2 protein-coding genes are annotated in these 1,840 nt (G+C 66.8%); both read left to right on the forward strand.

Going from position 1 to position 1,840, the window contains the following annotated elements:
* The first annotated feature begins 162 nt into the window (after positions 1-162).
* Positions 163-1,347, forward strand: coding sequence for a lytic murein transglycosylase (locus ACIPIA_RS15400; RefSeq protein ID WP_400510808.1), 1,185 nt, complete (start codon positions 163-165; stop codon positions 1,345-1,347).
* Positions 1,348-1,417: 70 nt separating this feature from the next.
* A complete protein-coding gene (locus tag ACIPIA_RS15405) occupies positions 1,418-1,807 on the forward strand; it encodes a RidA family protein (protein WP_400510809.1) in 390 nt (129 codons plus the stop codon).
* The last annotated feature ends 33 nt before the right edge of the window (positions 1,808-1,840 follow it).

A 1,840-nucleotide genomic window follows, 5' to 3' on the forward strand; every position in this document is an offset into this window, starting at 1 on the left:
TTGAGCGTCGCGACGAGCGGCGTCATGGCGGCGAATCGCGGGGGGGGAAGCTAGCCTCCCCTTAGCGGAATTCGCTTCTTCGTGCCGCCATTCTCGGCGGTTAACCTCCGTTAACCACAGCGACCTAGCCTGACCGGGAATCTGTCCGAATCGGTGGAGACCATGCGCGCCTATCTACTGGCCTTGCCACTCGCCCTCCTTGCTTCCGCGGCCTCGGCTCAGGGAAGCTTCCAGTCCTGCCTTGCCGGGCTGCGCTCGGAGGCGGCGGCCAAGGGCGTATCCAGCGCGACCTTCGATCGGGCCATGGCCGGCGTCGAGCCGGACATGAAGGTCATCGAAGCGATGAACAACCAGCCGGAGTTCAAGACGCCGATCTGGGATTATCTCGGCACGCTGGTCGATGACGAGAAGGTCGCGGAAGGGCGCGCGATGATGCGCCAGCATGCATCGACGCTCGCGGCGGCTGAGCAACGCTTCGGCGTCGACCGCCACACCATCGCCGCCGTCTGGGGCGTCGAGAGCGATTTCGGCAAGGCGCGCGGCAAGATGCCCCTCGTCCAGGCGCTCTCGACCGGCGCCTGCCTTGCGCCGCGCCGCAACGCCTTCTTCAAGGGCGAACTGATCGCGACGCTGCAGATCATCCAGCGCGGCGACGTGCGGCCCGAGCGACTGTTCGGCTCCTGGGCCGGCGCCTTCGGCCATACCCAGTTCATTCCCTCGACCTATCTGCGCCTCGCCGTGGATGGCGACGGCGACGGCCGGCGCGATCTCGTCGATTCGATTCCCGATGCGCTGCATTCCACCGCGAATTTCATGGCCAAGGCGGGTTGGGTGACCGGCGCAACCTGGGGCTATGAGGTGCGCGTCCCCGGCGGCTATTCCGGCTCGGCCGGACGCAATCCCAAGCGCCCCCTGTCGCATTGGGCGGCGCAAGGCATCGTCAAGTACGACGGTTCGCCGCTGAACGGCACCGGCAATGCGGGCCTGCTGATGCCGGCCGGCCGCAACGGCCCCGCCTTCCTCGTATTCAAGAACTACGATGCCGCCTACAGCTACAACGGCGCGGATTCCTATGCGCTCGCCATCTCCCTTCTCTCCGACCGCCTGCGCGGCCGGCCGGGCGTGCAGGGCGACTGGCCGACGGACGACCTGCCGCTCTCGCGCGAGCAGCGGCGTGAGCTCCAGCGCCTGCTGATCGCGCGTGGCTACAATGTCGGCGAGCCCGATGGCGCGGTGGGGTCTCTGACCCGCACGGCGATCAAGGAGATCGAGGGCAGGCTCGGCATGCCGCAGACCGGGCGGCCGGGCGAGAAGGTGCTGCGCGCCCTGAAGAGCGGGCGGGTCTGAGCCGCAGAAAACGGGTGGCGTAGCGTCTGCTCTTCGGAGAAGGGTTCCGGATCCTTTCCGGAGATTCGCCATGTCTCGTCGCCTGATTTCCACCGGCTCGCCCTTCGAGCGCTCCTTCGGCTACTCGCGCGCGGTGATCGACGGCGATCTCGTCTTCGTTTCCGGAACGACCGGCTACGACTACGCCACCATGACGCTGCCGGAGGAGGCAGCCGACCAGGCGCGCAATATCTTCCGCACGATCGGCGCCGTGCTGGAGGAGGCGGGCTCATCGCTCGCTCAGGTGGTTCGGGCACAGTACTTCGTTACCGACCGCAGATATTGCGAGCCGGTGCTCGCCGTATGCGGCGAGTTCTTCCGCGAGATCAGGCCAGCCGCCGGAATTTACGTCGTCGCCGGCTTGCTCAAGCCCGAGATGAAGATCGAGATCGAGGTGACCGCACGCATCGGCCGCTCCTGACGGGAGCCTTGTCGACAAGTTGCCGACATTTGG

The sequence above is a fragment of the Allobosea sp. CER48 genome (genome assembly GCF_044752385.1).
Taxonomy (GTDB): Bacteria; Pseudomonadota; Alphaproteobacteria; order Rhizobiales; family Beijerinckiaceae; genus Allobosea.